The organism is Xanthobacter albus (genome assembly GCF_043194895.2).
In the GTDB taxonomy this organism is placed as follows: Bacteria; Pseudomonadota; Alphaproteobacteria; order Rhizobiales; family Xanthobacteraceae; genus Xanthobacter.
The window spans coordinates 293,729-308,354 of sequence record NZ_CM195532.1 but is presented as its reverse complement, the minus strand read 5'-3'; the positions used below and the strand labels follow the sequence as shown (position 1 = coordinate 308,354).

The window sequence follows — 14,626 nt, the reverse complement described above, 5'->3', positions numbered from 1 at the left end:
GACCGGGCCGATGGGATGAGGGACGGCCCCGGCGCGCGCGTCCCGCGGCCTCAGCCGCCCGCCTCTTCCAGCTCGGCGCTCACGGCCAGCCATTCCTCCTCGGCCTTGGCGAGGGCCTCGGAGGCGGTGTTGCGCGCCTTCGCGAAGCCGGCGGCATCCAGAGGCGCCTTGGCGTGAAGCTCGGGATCCGCGAGCCGGGCGTCGAGCCGGGCGATCTCCTTTTCCAGCTTCTCCACCTGGGCCTCCAGCTCGCGGATGCGCTTCTTGAGCGGTCCGGTGGCGATGCGGCGCTTCGGCTCGGGCGTGGCTTCCGCCCCTGCCTTCTCTTGGGCCTTCTCTTGGGCCTTCTCCCGAGCCTTGTCCTTGCGGCCGTCGGCGGTCATGCGGTCGCCGTCGGCCTTGGAGAGCACCTCGCGGCGATACTGGTCGAGGTCGCCGTCATAGGGCTTCACGGTGCCCCCGGAGACCCGCCACAGCCGTTCCGCGCAGGCTTCCAGCAGGTAGCGGTCGTGGGAGATGAGGATGACCGCGCCGGGAAAGTCGTTCAGCGCCTCGATGAGCGCGGCGCGCGCCTCGATGTCGAGATGGTTGGTGGGCTCGTCGAGGATCAGCAGGTGCGGGCCGTTGAAGGTGGCGAGGCCCAGCAGCAGGCGCGCCTTCTCGCCGCCGGAGAGGGCGGAGACCTTGGTGTCGCCCGCGCCGCCGGAGAAGCCCATCTCCGCCGCCCGCGCCCGCACCCTCGCTTCCGGCGCGTCGGGCATCAGCCGGCGCACGTGCTCGACGGGGCTGTCGCCCGGGCGCAGCTCGTCGAGCTGGTGCTGGGCCAGATAGGCCACCTCCAGCTTGTCGGCGCGCACCATGCGGCCGCTGTCGGTGGCGAGGCGATCGGCCAGCAGCTTGGCGAAGGTGGACTTGCCGTTGCCGTTGGGGCCGAGCAAGGCGATGCGGTCGTCCTCATCGATGCGCAGGTCGAGATTGCGCAGGATGGGCTTGCCGGGCACATAGCCCACCGCCGCCTTTTCCAGCACGAGGATGGGTGGGGAGAGCAGGCGCTCGGGATGGCGGATGGAGATGGCCGCCGCATCCTCGCTCACCTGGGCCGCCAGCGGTTCCAGCCGGGCGAGGGCCTTGAGGCGCGATTGCGCCTGCTTGGCCTTGGTGGCCGAGGCGCGGAAGCGGGTCACGAACGCCTCCATGTGCGCCCGCTGGGCCTCCTGCTTCTTGCGCGCCTTCTGGTCCTGCAGCAGCCGCTCGCGCCGCTGGCGGTCGAAGGAGGTGAAGCCGCCCTTGTAGAGCGTGAGCTTCTGGCCGGTGAGGTGGAGGATGTGGTCCACCGACGAATCCAGCAGGTCGCGATCGTGGCTGATGAGGATGACCGTGCGCGGATAATGCGCGAGATAGTCCTGGAGCCAGAGCGTGCCTTCGAGGTCGAGATAGTTGGTGGGCTCGTCCAGCAGCAGCAGGTCCGGCTCGGTGAACAGCAGGGCGGCGAGGGCCACGCGCATGCGCCAGCCGCCGGAGAATTCCGAGCAGGGCCGGCTCTGCGCGCTCTCGTCGAAGCCCAGGCCGGCGAGGATGGTGGCCGCCCGCGCCGGGGCCGAGTGGGCGTCGATGTCGATGAGGCGGTGCTCGATCTCGCCCATGCGCATGGGATCGGTGGTGGTCTCGCGCTCCTGCAGCAGCGCGGCGCGCTCGGTGTCTGCGGCGAGCACGCGCGCGATGAGGCTGTCGGGGCCGGCGGGGGCCTCCTGGGCCACGCGGCCGATGCGGGTGCGGTTGGGCAGGCGGACGGCGCCGCTCTCCAGCTCCAGTTCGCCCACCAGGGCCTTGAACAGGGTGGTCTTGCCCGAGCCGTTGCGCCCCACCACGCCCACCCGCGCATTCTCGGGGATGGCGACGGAGGCGTGGTCGATGAGCAGGCGGCCGGCGAGGCGCAGGGAAATATCGTCGAGAACGATCATGGCTGCGCCTTTTCGCAGGCCCGGCGATGGCGGGCAAGGGGCGCGAGGACGGGGCGCGGGGACGGGGCGCGGGCGGCGCGCCGCGCATGGCAGGCCGCGCGCGGGCGCCCCACCGGCGGATATGCGCGCGCGGCCATCTGCAGCCGGGCGCGCGGGACATTGCTATACCCGGCGCCGGAACCAGGCGACGGAGGCGGCCTTGAGCGCGCGGGAACCCCTTTCCTTTGACGATTTCCTGAAGGTGGACATCCGGGTCGGCACCATCGTGGCGGCCGAGCCCTTTCCGCAGGCGCGCAAGCCCGCCTTCAGGCTCAGCATCGATTTCGGGCCGGAGATCGGCGTGAAGCGCTCCTCGGCGCAGATCACGGTGCATTACGCCGCCGAGGAACTGGTGGGCCGGCAGGTGGCGGCGGTGGTGAACTTCCCGCCGCGCCAGATCGGGCCCTTCATGTCGGAGGTGCTGACCCTCGGCTTCCCGGATGCCGAGGGCGCGGTGGTGCTGGTCTCCCCGACCCGGCCGGTGCCCAATGGCGGGCGGCTGTTCTAGCGTATTTTCAAGCGGGGCGGACACCGCTCTGCATGAAAAACGCGTAAACTCAATAGCTTATGGCGTTGTCCGTGAGCCGGGGTGAACGGAAAACGCTCTGGCCGCCCGGCATGGGGCGGCTGTGGACGAGCCCCTTTCCTCTGCCGCCCGCAGGGGAGGGGCCGGGCGCGCCCAGACGCAATGAGAATTTTTGAGTGCCGATCCGGCTCAGGACCGGTCGGCGTCCCGTTGCCGGTCCCGCCGGAGAGCGGACAACAGGGGCGTCGCCCCGTGGACGAGGCGCCACCGTGGATCTCCGGGCCGGCCCCCGCGGTTCCCGCCCATCGGAGCGGCCGCCCCTTTCCCCGTGTGGCGGGGAAGGGGCGGCGCGCTGGCGCTTCGTCGCGGACCGCGATCAGCGGGCGTGGCGCCCGCCGCCGGGCCGCGGCCGGGCGTGCTGCTGCGGGCGAGCCTGCTGCCGCTGCCGCACCTGATGCTGCGCGCCCGCGCGCTGCTGCGCCCGCTGCTGGACCTGGGCCCGGTTCACCGGCCGGTGCTGCCCGGCATTGGGGCGGTTCGCCGGCCGGTTGACATTGGGCCTGTTGGCGGCGGGTCGGTTGACGTTGGGCCTGTTCTCCGGACGATTGACGCCGGGGCGGTTGGCGCCGGGCGGGTTCACCGGCCGGTTGACGTTGGGCCTGTTCTCCGGGCGGTTGATGTTCGGCCGGTTGGCGCCCGGCCGGTTCTCCGGCCGGTTGAAGTTCGGCCGGTTGATGTCCGGGCGATTGCCGGGCCGGTTGATGATCGTCCCGCTGTTGCCCGGCTGGTTGATGTTGATCTCCGGCCTGTTGATGATCGGCCGGCCGCCGCCCGGCGGCGTGCCGGGGCGGTTTCCGGTCCAGGTGCCGCCGCCCGGCCGGGTCGGCGGGCGCATGGCGGGCGGATTGGGGCGGCCGGGCCGGTTCACGTTCGGCGGGCGCGGCTGCCAGGGGCCGGGGCCCCAGGCGGGCGGACGCGGGCGCGGTCCGGGTCCCGGCCCCCAGCCCCAGTGGGGTGGGCGGTGCCAGGCCGGCGGCGGCACCCAGATGGTGTTCCAGCCCCGGTTGTTCCAGCCCCAGCGGTTGTTCCAGGCCGAGCCCACCAGAACGCCCGCGCCGAAGCCCAGGGCGCCGACCGCGAAGGTGTCGAACGCGGTGCTCGGGTTATAGACGGGAACGTAGATGCGCTCCGGGTTGGCGGGCTGGATGTAGATGGTGCGCTGCCCGGCGTCCTCGCGGGTCGTCACCACCTGCTGCGGCGTGGAGGCGAGGTTGCCCACCTTCTCCGCCTGGGCGCGCAGCATCTGCACCACGGTGGAGACATCCTGCGGCTGGTGGATGAAGGCGTAGCCGAGGGATTCGGTCCACTCCATGTGCTGGTGGAGCTGGCGGAGCACGTCCGGGAAGCGCGTGAGCGCCTTCACCGAGGCGTCCCAGGCCTTGTCGTCGAGGGCGGAGAGGGAGCCTGTGCGGGCGGTGTTGGGGTTGCGCTCCACCCAGCGGTACGCTTCCACGATCTGGTCGGGAAAGGCCGCGGCGGGCAGCAGGATGGCCAGCAGGGGGTCCGGGTAGAGCGCCACCGGCGCCAGCAGGTATTCCAGCTCGGCGAGGGTGTAGAGATCGGCAGCCGGGGTTGTCGCCGCGGCGGCCGGCACCTGGGCGGGAACGGGTGGCATCGCCGTCGCGGCGGGCACGGCCGGTGCCGCCTCGGGCGCGGGCGCCGGAGGGGCCTGGGTGGCGGGTGGCGCGCCCGGCTGGGTCGGCGCGCCGGCCGCCGTCTGCGCCAGGGCCGGGCCGAGCGCGGCGGACCAGCCGAACACCGCCGCGACCGCCATGCGCGACCAGTTGCCCGCCCACGCCGGCGGGCCCTTCCTGCGAACGGGGCTCGTCATTCCTGTCTCCCGCATCTTCCTGGCCGGCCATCCAACGCTGCCCCGCGCCCGCGCGCAAGGTGATGGATCAATGTTGGGATGGCCGGCACAGGCCCGGGACGCCGGGTCCAGCCGGCATGGAGCGCGTCCCGCGTGTCTCCGCCTCGGTTATCGCCATATGCCATCGGCCCCGGTCTCAGGCCGGTGCCAGGCGGGTACGCTCAAGCGCCGCGCGGGCTGAACCAAAGGCCCATCAGGCCACTCATGGGCCTTTGGTATCGGGCTCCTGGACCCGCGCATGGCCTTGGCGCGCACCTGCGCCATTTCGCCTGAACGTGATTCCGGGCACGTCCCGCCGCCGCCGCTTCGCCGAAGCCCGCGCCAGGTCGCCGTCTTCTGGCAATTCCAGACGCCGGGCCCGCGTGCCGGATCCGCCTCAGCGGGCGGCGCGGCGGGCGCGCACGGCGTCGCCGAAGGCGGCGAGCAGGCGCGCGCTCGGGGCGTTCTGGCTGGGCTTGTATTCGGGATGCCACTGCACGCCCACGGCGAAGGGGTGATCGCGCAGCGACACCGCCTCGATGGTGCCGTCCGGCGCGCGCGCCTCCACCGAGAGGCCCGCCCCCACCGTGTCCAGCCCCTGGTAGTGCAGGGAGTTCACGGCGAAGCGCGGAGCGCCGAAGGTGGCGGCGAGCGGCGAGCCGGAGGTCACCTCCACCTGGTGCACGGGACCGTATTGCAGGTCCATGGGCCCCTCCGTGGGGGCGTGGTGGTCCATGCGGCCGGGCACCTCGGCGAGGCGCGCGTGCAGCGTGCCGCCGAGGGCGACGTTGAGTTCCTGGAAGCCGCGGCAGATGAACAGCGCCGGCACGCCCCGCGCCACCGCCGCCCGGATGAGCGCCAGCGCGAACCGGTCGCGGGAGGGATCGAACGGGCCCGGCGCGTCCTCCGGCCCGTTCCAGTGGCTGGGATGCACGTTGGAGGGGCTGCCGGTGAAGAGGAAGCCGTCCGCATGGCCGACCAGGGCCGCGATGTCGGCGTCGAACGCCTCGGGCGCCATCACCGGCAGCGCCATCACCGGCAGGCAGCCGGCGAAGTCATAGACGGCGCGCACGTATTTCTCGCCCACCATGAAATAGGGCAGGTCGGTCTCGTCCTTCAGGTCGCCGACCACGGCCACCAGGGGCTTGCTTTCAGCCATCCCTCGCACTCCGGAAACGCGCTCATTCCCCCAGGCTGTAGCGCACGCCGATGCGCACCTGGTGGGCGCCGAGGGCATCGATGCCCACGCCGGGCACGCCGGGAAGATCCGGCGCGCCGAGGCTCACATAGCGGTATCCGAGGTCGATGGTCCAGGCGCTGGAGAGCGCATAGGAGAGGCCCGCCCCCAGGGTCCAGGCGAAGCGCCAGTCGGCGCCGGGGGAGGGGAAGGCGGCGGGCGGCGAGATGCTGTCGATGGCGAAGCCCGCGCCGCCGCCCACATAGGGCGTGACGCCGGCGAAGGTCACGATGTCCCAGTAGACGCTGGCGAGGGCGACGGTGGAATCCGCCTCGAACCGGCCCAGCACCGTGTTCACCCCGCCGAGGTCGAGATGGTCGATGCCCACCTCCGCCCGCAGCCAGGGCGTGAAGCGGTAGCCGAGCCCGCCGCCGACGGACCAGCCGGACGAAGCGCCCGAGGAGCCGGGCAGGGACGAGACGAACAGGTCGTTGAACCCGCCGCTCACGTGGGCCCCCACGTAGCCGGCATCGGCGCGGACGTACCAGCCGGCCGCGTCCTCCTCCCCCACCTCCGGCGGGGCGAGGGAGAAGTCTCCCGCCCGGCCGAGCAGCGGCAGGTCGTCACCGGCATGCGCGGCGGCGGCCGGAACAAGGAGGAGAGCCGCCGCCAGAGCGGGAACCGAACGCCACATCACGCACCCATCGCATCGCTGCCTCGATGGAGGGAGCCTCGCATGGCATGCCTTAAGGGCGGATTAACCCTGACGAGAGGTTAAGAGCCCCCGCCGGAACCCCGAAGGTCGAGGCGTGCCGCGGGCTTGAGGCGGGGGCTGCGGGCTCCTGATGTCAGGCGGCGACGCGCTTCAGCGCGCCGATGACCTCGTCCACCACTTCCTCCACCAGGTCGCGGTCGTCGCCCTCGCCCATCACGCGGATCACCGGCTCGGTGCCCGAGCGGCGGATCAGCAGGCGGCCGCGGTTGGCGAGCCGCCGCTCGGCGTCGGCGATGGTGCTCTGCACGCCCGCGTCCTCCAGGGGCATGCCCGCGCCGTAGCGCACGTTCTTCAGCACCTGGGGCAGGGGATCGAAGCGGTGGCAGACCTCCGACACCGGCCGGCCCTGGCGGGCCACCACGGCGAGCACCTGCAGCGCCGCCACCAGGCCGTCGCCGGTGGTGGAGAAATCGGTGAGGATCAGGTGGCCGGACTGCTCGCCGCCTACGTTGTAGCCCTCCGCCCGCATGCGCTCCAGCACGTAGCGGTCGCCCACGGCGGTGCGGGCGAGGCCGATGCCCTGGGCGGCGAGGTGGCGCTCCAGCCCCAGGTTCGACATGACGGTGGCGACGACGCCGTTGCCGGCGAGGCGCCCGTCCGCCTTGAAGCTCTCGGCCACCACCGCCATGAGCTGGTCGCCGTCCACGATGTGGCCCTTCTCGTCCACCAGGATCACCCGGTCGGCGTCGCCGTCGAGGGCGATGCCGATGTCGGCGCGCACCTCGCGCACCTTGGCGCTCAGCGCCTCCGGCGAGGTCGAGCCCACGTCACGGTTGATGTTGAGGCCGTCCGGCTCGACGCCGATGGCCACCACCTCCGCGCCCAGCTCCCACAGGGCTTCGGGCGCGACGCGATAGGCGGCGCCGTTGGCGCAGTCCACCACCACGCGCAGGCCCTCGAACTTCTGGTCGCGGGGCAGGGTGCCCTTGGCATATTCGATGTAGCGGGCGTGCACGCCCTCCAGGCGCCGGGCGCGGCCGATCTCGGCGGGCTTGGCGAGGCGGCGGGAGAGATCCTGGTCGATCAGGCTCTCGATCTCCCGCTCCACCTCGTCGGAGAGCTTGTATCCGTCGGGCCCGAACAGCTTGATGCCGTTGTCGTCGAACGGGTTGTGGGAGGCGGAGATCATCACCCCGAGATCGGCGCGCATGGAGCGGGTGAGCAGGCCCACCGCCGGGGTCGGCATGGGGCCGAGCAGCAGCACCTCCATGCCCACGGAGGTGAAGCCGGCCACCAGCGCGTTCTCGATCATGTAGCCGGAGAGGCGCGTGTCCTTGCCGATCACCACCCGGTGGCGGTGCTCCCCGCGCTGGAAGGCGAGGCCGGCGGCCATGCCGACCCGGAGCGCGATATCGGCGGTGAGCGTCGCATTGGCGCGCCCGCGCACCCCGTCGGTCCCGAAATACTTGCGCGACATGTGTCCTCACGCATGAGTGGAGCCGGGCCTGCGGGCCCGGCCCGTAATCTTGATGCCTTACCATCCCCGCGCCCGTTGCGCGATCACATCTCGTGACCGCGCCTGACGCGCGCGAGGGCGTGCCTCACCGGCCGAGCGGTATGGCGGTCGCCTTCTGGTCGATGGGGAAGACAGCGGGGGCGGTGCCGTCGAGCTTCACCTTCGCGATGTCGAGCTCGCGCAGCTGCTGGTTGTCGTAGGTGGCGAAGAAGTAGCGCAGGTTCTTCATGTCGGCGACCACCGTCCATTCGGTGGTCTCATAGCCCGCGACGCCGCCGCCCGTGGACGAGCCGGCGCTCGTCACCACCGCGCCGGGCGGGATGTCGAACGAGCTCATGATGTGGCGCACGGTGGTCACGCCCTCGGCAGCGGTGGCCGGCTGCGGCGCGTTGCGGGCGAAGAAGAAGGCGCGCACGAAGCGCGAGGGGGAGAGCATGTCGCCGGGCAGGCCGTGCAGGCCGGCGCCGGTGGAGGGGGCGGCAAGGGTGAGCGACCCCGCCTTCATGGGGGCGGGCTCCACCGCCGAGAGGTTCACGTACTGGCCGAGGTTGGCGAGGTGCCAGTCGAAGGCGGGCGCGTTGGTGAGCACGGTGGTGGGGTTGTCGTGCATGCGCAGCGCGCCGCCGATATACTCCACCACCAGGCTGGCGCCGGTGGCGTCGTGCAGGGTGAGGTGCAGCGGCACGGGCGCCTTGAAGGTCGCCTGCGGCGCGGTGTTCACCTTGATCTTCGGCAGTCCCTCCTTCACCTCCGCGATCGTGGCGAAGGAGGTGAGCACGTAGGTCAGCAGCTCATAGGAGGCGATGGAGTTTTTCGCCTCGGCCGGCGCGACCTCCTGGAACTGCGCGAGATCGGGCAGGTAGAGCCCGCCGCCGGCAAGGCCCTTCTCGTTCATGCCGTCGATGTAGACGTTCAGGCTCAGGGCGTTGAGGCCGACCACGCCGTGCTTCGTGGTCCATTTGAGGCCGCTGTTCGCCTCGCCCGAGGGGCCGGTGCCGGTGATCGCGATGTTGCGCGGCATCACCATGGCCTGGGACTTGAGGGGCAGGCCGAACTCCATGGTGCGGCCATAGACGTGGCCGCCGTCGGCGGCGGTCAGCAGCAGGGAGGTGCAGGCGGATGCGGCGAGGCCCTGGCTCAGGAGGGCGGTGCCGGCCAGCAGGGCCGCGGCCGCATTCATGATTTTGCGCATGGGATGTCCCTTTTCGTTCAGACGGCGCTTCCCGTTTCGGAGGATGGCGGATGCAGGTCCCTGGCCTCTGTTCGCTCGGGTTGCGCGCCGGCGATGCCGCCCGCGGTCTTTATAGCGGCAGGCGTGGCCCGGGGCAGCCGCGCCGCTTCCGCCCGGCCCGCGCGGTCGGGGCAGGGTTAACGCGCCGTTGCGCATCACCCTCCGGCGGTGCTACCGCTCCGCGTCGCTTCCTCGGAGATCGCCGCCCGTGTCCGCTTCCACCCTCGACGTCCTCACCATCGGCAACGCCATCGTCGACGTGCTCGCGCGTGCCGAGGACGATTTCCTCGCCGCCCACGAGATGAACAAGGGCGGCATGGCCCTCATCGACGAGCCCCGCGCCGAGGCGCTTTACGGCGCCATGGGGCCGGGCACGGAAATCTCCGGCGGCTCGGCGGCCAACACGGCTGTGGGTGTCGCGGCCCTCGGCGCGCGCGCCGGCTTCATCGGCAAGGTGCGGGACGATGCGCTCGGAACCGTGTTCGGCCACGACATCCGCGCGGCCGGCGTCGCCTATGCCACCGCCTCCGCCCGGAACGGCGCCGCCACCGCCCGCTGCCTCATCATGGTGACGCCCGACGGCGAGCGCACCATGAACACCTTCCTCGGCGCCGCCCAGGACCTCACCGCCGCCGACATCGACAAGAATGTGGTGGAAGGCGCCGCCGTCACCTATCTCGAAGGCTACCTGTGGGACCCGCCGGCCGCCAAGGAGGCGTTCCTGACCGCCGCCGGCATCGCCCACGGCGCCGGCCGCAAGGTGGCGCTCACGCTCTCGGATTCCTTCTGCGTGGACCGCTACCGCGCCGAGTTCCTGGAGCTGGTCCGCTCCGGCACGGTCGATCTCGTCTTCTGCAACGAGGCGGAGCTGAAGTCCCTCTACGAGACCGCCGATTTCGATACCGCTCTGGTGGCCCTGCGCAAGGATGCCGCCGAGGCGGTGGTGACGCGCTCGGAGAAGGGCGCTTCCTTCGTCACCGCCGGTGCGGTGGTGAGCGTGCCGGCCACGCCGGTGGAGCGGGTGGTGGACACCACCGGCGCCGGCGATCTCTTCGCCGCCGGCTTCCTCTCCGGCTACACCCGCGGCCTCGATCCGGCCACCAGCCTGCGCATCGGCGCCCTGGCGGCGGGGGAGATCATCACCCAGCTCGGCGCCCGGCCGCAGCGCAACCTCCTCGACCTCGCCCGCGAGGCCGGCCTGCTCTCGTGAGCGGCCCCGAGGCGGGTGGGCCGCCGGTTCCCGGCGCGCCGGGCGGTTCCGCCGGTGGCCCGGTCGCTAGCCCCATGGCCGACCCCGGCGGGCAGGCGGGCCGCGCGCTCGCCGCGCTCACCGCGCGGACGCCCACCCTGATGGTGCTGGGCGGCGCGGGCACGGGCAAGACCACCTTCCTCCACGAGCTGCGGCGCAATCCTTCCGGTCGCCAGGTGTTCCTGGCGCCCACCGGGGTGGCGGCGCTGCAGGTGGGCGGGCAGACCATCCACTCCTTCTTCGGCATCCCGCCCCGCCTGCTCAATCCGGACGAGGTGAAGCCGCGCGTGCAGGTGCGGCGCCTGCTGAAGAAGCTGGACCGGGTGGTGATCGACGAGATCTCCATGGTGCGCGCCGACCTCCTGGACGCCGTGGACATCTCGCTGCGCATCGCCCGCGATACGTCCGAGCCGTTCGGCGGCGTGCAGATGGTGCTGGTGGGCGACTTCCTGCAGCTTCCCCCCGTGGTGCCCATGGCCGAGCAGGAGATGCTGGAGCGCATGGGCTATGAGGGGCCCTTCGCCTTCCACGCCAAGGCGCTGGCGGAGCGGCAGGCCGCCGGCGTGCCCTTCACTCACGTGCACCGGCAGACCGACCGCGCCTTCGTCGCCATGCTCGACGCCCTGCGGCGCGGGCGCGGCGCGCGGGATGCGGCGGAAGCGCTGAACGCGGCCTGCGTGCGGCCCCATCGCGAGGGGACCATGCCGGTGCTGCTCACGCCCACCAACGCCCGCGCCGATGCCTACAACGCCCGCGGCCTCGCGGCGCTGCCGGACGAGGGGCGCGCGTTCTCCGGTGTGCTCAAGGGCGAGTTCGGCCTGGAGGGGGACCGCCTGCCGGTGGCTGAGAAGCTGGTGCTGAAGCGCGGCGCCCGCGTGATGGCGCTGCGCAACGATCCCGCCCGGCGCTGGGTGAACGGCTCGGTGGGCACGGTGGTGGGCCTCGGCCCCTTCAGCGCCCTGGTGAAGCTCGACGCCGGACCCACGGTGGAGATCGAGGCCTTCACCTGGGAGCGTGTCCGCTACGGCTGGGACGAGCCGGCCGGGCGCATCGAGGCGCAGGTGGTGGGCACCTACACCCAGCTCCCCCTCGCCCCCGCCTGGGCGCTCACCATGCACAAGGCCCAGGGCCTGACCCTGGACGACGTGCGCATCGATTTCGGCGAAGGCGCGTTCGCGCCGGGGCAGGCCTATGTGGCGCTCTCCCGCGCCCGCTCCCTGGAGGGGCTCTCCCTGGTGCGGGCCATCCGCGGCTCGGACGTGCGGGTGGACCGGCGGGTCGCCGCCTATATGGAGGCGTTCGAGGCGGGGGAGGACTGAGCCAAGCCCTTCGTGTTTCGGTTACGCCGCACCGCTCGAAGGCGAGGCCCTCAGCCCCGCCCGCGGGCGGCGCGGGTGGGCAGCACCAGCCGTTCCACCCAGTTGCGGATCTCGATGGTGCGCACCGCCTTCGAGATCACCGCCCCGTCGATGCCGCAGCGCCACGCCAGCGACCGGTTGCCCGGCTCGCGCTCGAAATGTTCGAGGTCGGCGATGAAGGCGGCCTCCTCCTCCTCGTCCAGGAAGAAGCCCTCCGCCACCAGCGAGGGGCGCAGCCGGCGGAAGATGGCGGCCATCTCCCGGAAGGGATATTCGGGGTGGTATTGCACCGCCCAGCACATGGAGCGCCCGGCGGGGATCTCGGCTGCCTGCACCTGGGAATGGTCGTTGGTGGCGAGCAGGCGCGCGCCCTCCGGCAGGGCCTCCACCTCGTCGAGATGCACGGTCATGGCCTCGAACACGGGCGGCTTGTCCGCGAACAGGTCGTGGCCTGCGCCTTCGGCGGTCTGGCGGATGCGGCGGCCGAAGCCCACCTCCCGTCCGCGCGGGTTGAGCCGCACGCTGCCGCCGGCGGCCACCGTGAGCAATTGCAGCCCCCAGCAGCTGCCGAACAGGGGCACCCCGGTGGTGAAGGCCGCGCGGATGAGGCCGATCTGCTGCTCCACCGCCGGCCCGCCGTTGTAGATGTTGAGCGAGGAACCGGTGACGGCGATGCCGTCATAGCCCTCTAGCCCGCCGCCGTCCGGCAGGTTGGCGCCGGGATCGGCGGGGTAGCAGATGTCCACCACGGCACCCGGCGCCAGCTCGCGCAGGAGCTGGGCGTAGCCCTCGCTTGCGGCCTGTCCACCGAAATGGATCTGTCGGGCACGGGCTTCGGCGGTGTTTCCTTCGACGACGAGCAGGCGGGGGGCGGCCATGATTCCCTACGGCTTCCGGGAGAGGTCGCCGCAGGATACGGCGCATTTTGACGAAAGCGAGGATGCCGCCGGAAGACGCGGGCGCGCCCGCGTCCGGCCCGGCTGCGCCTGATCGGGGATCAGATATCCTCGTCGTCGTCCGCAGCGTCCGCCTCGTCGTCGGCGCCGCCGTCGGTGCCGAGCCGCGCGGCGAGGTTCTTCTCCACCTTGCGCAGCAATTTGCGCAGGCGTTTGCGCTCCTTGCCGTCCAGCCCGGCGACGATCTCGTTCTCCAGGGCCTCCCACACGCCGTCGATGGCGGTGCCGCGCTCGCGCCCGGTATCGGTGAGGAACACCCGTACCAGACGGCCGTCGCCGTCGGTGGTACGGCGTTCCACCAGGCCCTGGCTGGTGAGGCGCGCGATGGTCTTGGAGGCGGTGGGCGGGCGCACCCGCAGGGCGGCGGCGAGGTCGCCCATGGTGCGGCCGTCCTGCTCGGACAGCAGCTTCAGCACCGCTTCCTGGCCGGGAAACAGGCCGAGATCACTGAGCAGCCGCGCCGAGAGGGCCCGCTGCAGGCGGGCCGTGTGGTTCAGCCGGTAGCCGATGGTCTTCGCGAACGGGTCCTTCATGCTCTCCCCCAACCGCACGCCACCCGGCCCATCATGCGCCGAGCCGAGCCTCGCGCGCTACCTGAGGGGGGGAATCGTGCCGGCGACCGCGCCGCGAGCACGGCCGACGACGCTCTTATCTCCGCGCCGGCTTACATTTTTACGAAGGTGGCGGCGCTTTCCCCGTTTGCGTGCCGCCGCGGTGCTTGACAGCGGGGCGCGGGCATCGCTTGGTTCCGGTCATGACATCGTTCGTCCCACCGGATGCCTCCGCCCCGAAGGCCTGCTCCGAGGCTGGAGACGCCGTCGAGGCCCGCGCCCGGCAGGAGGCGGACGAGCCGCACTCGCCGGTGGCGCGCTTCGGCCCGGCGCAGCCCTTGCGGCTCGACGCGGGCGTGCTGCTGCCCGGCCTCCAGATCGCCTACCAGACCTACGGCGAGCCCAACGCGGCGCGCACCAACGCGGTGCTGGTGTGCCACGCCCTTACCGGCGACCAGCACGCCGCGAGCCTCAATCCCGTGACCGGCAAGCCGGGCTGGTGGGAGACCATGGTGGGGCCGGGCCGCCCCATCGACACCGACCGCTTCTACGTCATCTGCGCCAACGTGCTCGGCGGCTGCATGGGCACCACCGGGCCGTCCTCCACCAATCCCGCCACCGGCGCGCCCTACGGGCTCGACATGCCGCTCGTCACCATCCGCGACATGGTGAACGCCCAGGCCATGCTGCTCGACCATCTCGGCATCGAGAAGCTGCTGTGCGTGGCCGGGGGCTCCATGGGCGGCATGCAGGTGCTGCAGTGGGCCGCGAGCTATCCCGAGCGGGTGTTCTCGGCGCTGCCCATCGCCACCGCCGCCCGCCATTCGGCGCAGAACGTCGCCTTCCACGAGGTGGGCCGGCAGGCGGTGATGGCCGATCCAGACTGGCGCGGCGGGCGCTATCTGGCGGAAGGCGTGACGCCCCAGCGCGGGCTCGCGGTGGCGCGCATGGCGGCGCACATCACCTACATGTCGGACCAGGCGCTGCACCGCAAGTTCGGCCGCCGGCTGCAGGACCGCGCCATGCCCACCTTCGGCTTCGACGCCGACTTCCAGGTGGAAAGCTACCTGCGGCACCAGGGTGAGGCCTTCGTGCAGCGCTTCGACGCCAATTCCTATCTCTATGTCACGCGGGCCATGGACTATTTCGACCTCGCCGCCGATTACGACGGCGTGCTCGCACACGCCTTCAAGGGCTCGAAGACGCGCTTCTGCCTCGTCTCCTTCACCTCCGACTGGCTGTTCCCGACGGAAGACTCCCGCACCATCGTCCATGCGCTGAACGCCTCCGGCGCCAGCGTCTCGTTCGCGGAGATCGAGAGCGACAAGGGCCACGACGCCTTCCTGCTCGACGAGCCGGAGCTCAGCGCCATCGCCCACGGCTTCCTCGACAGCGCGGCGCGGGCCTTCGGCCTGCCGGCCGCGCGCGGGAGGTGAGC

12 protein-coding genes are annotated in these 14,626 nt (G+C 71.9%); 4 read left to right on the top strand and 8 right to left on the bottom strand.

The window, feature by feature from the left end:
• Positions 1-50: 50 nt before the first annotated feature.
• Positions 51-1,961 carry an ATP-binding cassette domain-containing protein gene (locus tag V5F75_RS01395; RefSeq protein WP_394034397.1) on the bottom strand — a complete coding sequence of 637 codons (1,911 nt, stop codon included), beginning with the start codon at positions 1,959-1,961 and terminating at the stop codon, positions 51-53.
• Positions 1,962-2,160: 199 nt separating this feature from the next.
• Here V5F75_RS01395 and V5F75_RS01390 point away from each other — a divergent pair, with 199 nt between their 5' ends.
• Positions 2,161-2,508 (top strand): tRNA-binding protein, encoded by a 348-nt coding sequence (locus V5F75_RS01390; protein ID WP_394034396.1) that lies wholly within the window; start codon positions 2,161-2,163, stop codon positions 2,506-2,508.
• A 394-nt stretch (positions 2,509-2,902) separates the two neighbouring features.
• On the opposite strand, the gene V5F75_RS01385 is transcribed toward V5F75_RS01390, so the two are convergent.
• The 5 genes from V5F75_RS01385 to V5F75_RS01365 form a co-directional block, all read right to left on the bottom strand.
• The gene (locus V5F75_RS01385) at positions 2,903-4,417 is read right to left on the bottom strand and encodes a DUF3300 domain-containing protein (RefSeq protein WP_394034395.1); all 1,515 of its coding nucleotides are present in this window, start codon (positions 4,415-4,417) and stop codon (positions 2,903-2,905) included.
• Positions 4,418-4,832: 415 nt separating this feature from the next.
• Complete coding sequence (locus V5F75_RS01380) at positions 4,833-5,594, bottom strand: gamma-glutamyl-gamma-aminobutyrate hydrolase family protein (protein WP_394034394.1); 762 nt, start codon at positions 5,592-5,594, stop codon at positions 4,833-4,835.
• A 22-nt stretch (positions 5,595-5,616) separates the two neighbouring features.
• The gene (locus V5F75_RS01375) at positions 5,617-6,306 is read right to left on the bottom strand and encodes an outer membrane protein (protein WP_394034393.1); all 690 of its coding nucleotides are present in this window, start codon (positions 6,304-6,306) and stop codon (positions 5,617-5,619) included.
• A gap of 154 nt (positions 6,307-6,460) precedes the next feature.
• Positions 6,461-7,804 carry a phosphoglucosamine mutase gene (glmM, locus tag V5F75_RS01370; protein WP_394034392.1) on the bottom strand — a complete coding sequence of 448 codons (1,344 nt, stop codon included), beginning with the start codon at positions 7,802-7,804 and terminating at the stop codon, positions 6,461-6,463.
• A gap of 124 nt (positions 7,805-7,928) precedes the next feature.
• Entirely contained in the window at positions 7,929-9,035 is a 1,107-nt protein-coding gene (locus tag V5F75_RS01365; protein ID WP_394034391.1) for a linear amide C-N hydrolase, read from the bottom strand.
• A gap of 247 nt (positions 9,036-9,282) precedes the next feature.
• Between V5F75_RS01365 and V5F75_RS01360 the strand changes: the two genes are divergently transcribed.
• Both V5F75_RS01360 and V5F75_RS01355 read left to right on the top strand, forming a co-directional pair.
• The gene (locus V5F75_RS01360) at positions 9,283-10,284 is read left to right on the top strand and encodes an adenosine kinase (protein WP_394034390.1); all 1,002 of its coding nucleotides are present in this window, start codon (positions 9,283-9,285) and stop codon (positions 10,282-10,284) included.
• 74 nt (positions 10,285-10,358) lie between these two features.
• The gene (locus tag V5F75_RS01355) at positions 10,359-11,642 is read left to right on the top strand and encodes an ATP-dependent DNA helicase (protein ID WP_394034389.1); all 1,284 of its coding nucleotides are present in this window, start codon (positions 10,359-10,361) and stop codon (positions 11,640-11,642) included.
• Between the two features lie 50 nt (positions 11,643-11,692).
• On the opposite strand, the gene V5F75_RS01350 is transcribed toward V5F75_RS01355, so the two are convergent.
• The gene (locus tag V5F75_RS01350; RefSeq protein WP_394034388.1) at positions 11,693-12,559 is read right to left on the bottom strand and encodes a type 1 glutamine amidotransferase; all 867 of its coding nucleotides are present in this window, start codon (positions 12,557-12,559) and stop codon (positions 11,693-11,695) included.
• A 119-nt stretch (positions 12,560-12,678) separates the two neighbouring features.
• Positions 12,679-13,170 carry a MarR family winged helix-turn-helix transcriptional regulator gene (locus V5F75_RS01345; protein ID WP_394034387.1) on the bottom strand — a complete coding sequence of 164 codons (492 nt, stop codon included), beginning with the start codon at positions 13,168-13,170 and terminating at the stop codon, positions 12,679-12,681.
• A gap of 221 nt (positions 13,171-13,391) precedes the next feature.
• Between V5F75_RS01345 and metX the strand changes: the two genes are divergently transcribed.
• The gene (metX, locus tag V5F75_RS01340; RefSeq protein WP_394034386.1) at positions 13,392-14,624 is read left to right on the top strand and encodes a homoserine O-acetyltransferase MetX; all 1,233 of its coding nucleotides are present in this window, start codon (positions 13,392-13,394) and stop codon (positions 14,622-14,624) included.
• Positions 14,625-14,626: the final 2 nt, after the last annotated feature.

Bases quoted from the DNA above. Each gene is read 5' to 3' on its own strand.
- V5F75_RS01365 (WP_394034391.1), bottom strand. From the start codon at position 9,035: ATGCGCAAAATCATGAATGCGGCCGCGGCCCTGCTGGCCGGCACCGCC.
- V5F75_RS01380 (WP_394034394.1), bottom strand. From the start codon at position 5,594: ATGGCTGAAAGCAAGCCCCTGGTGGCCGTGGTCGGCGACCTGAAGGAC.
- glmM (WP_394034392.1), bottom strand. From the start codon at position 7,804: ATGTCGCGCAAGTATTTCGGGACCGACGGGGTGCGCGGGCGCGCCAAT.
- V5F75_RS01350 (WP_394034388.1), bottom strand. From the start codon at position 12,559: ATGGCCGCCCCCCGCCTGCTCGTCGTCGAAGGAAACACCGCCGAAGCC.
- V5F75_RS01385 (WP_394034395.1), bottom strand. From the start codon at position 4,417: ATGACGAGCCCCGTTCGCAGGAAGGGCCCGCCGGCGTGGGCGGGCAAC.
- V5F75_RS01375 (WP_394034393.1), bottom strand. From the start codon at position 6,306: ATGTGGCGTTCGGTTCCCGCTCTGGCGGCGGCTCTCCTCCTTGTTCCG.
- V5F75_RS01345 (WP_394034387.1), bottom strand. From the start codon at position 13,170: ATGAAGGACCCGTTCGCGAAGACCATCGGCTACCGGCTGAACCACACG.
- metX (WP_394034386.1), top strand. From the start codon at position 13,392: ATGACATCGTTCGTCCCACCGGATGCCTCCGCCCCGAAGGCCTGCTCC.
- V5F75_RS01355 (WP_394034389.1), top strand. From the start codon at position 10,359: ATGGCCGACCCCGGCGGGCAGGCGGGCCGCGCGCTCGCCGCGCTCACC.
- V5F75_RS01395 (WP_394034397.1), bottom strand. From the start codon at position 1,961: ATGATCGTTCTCGACGATATTTCCCTGCGCCTCGCCGGCCGCCTGCTC.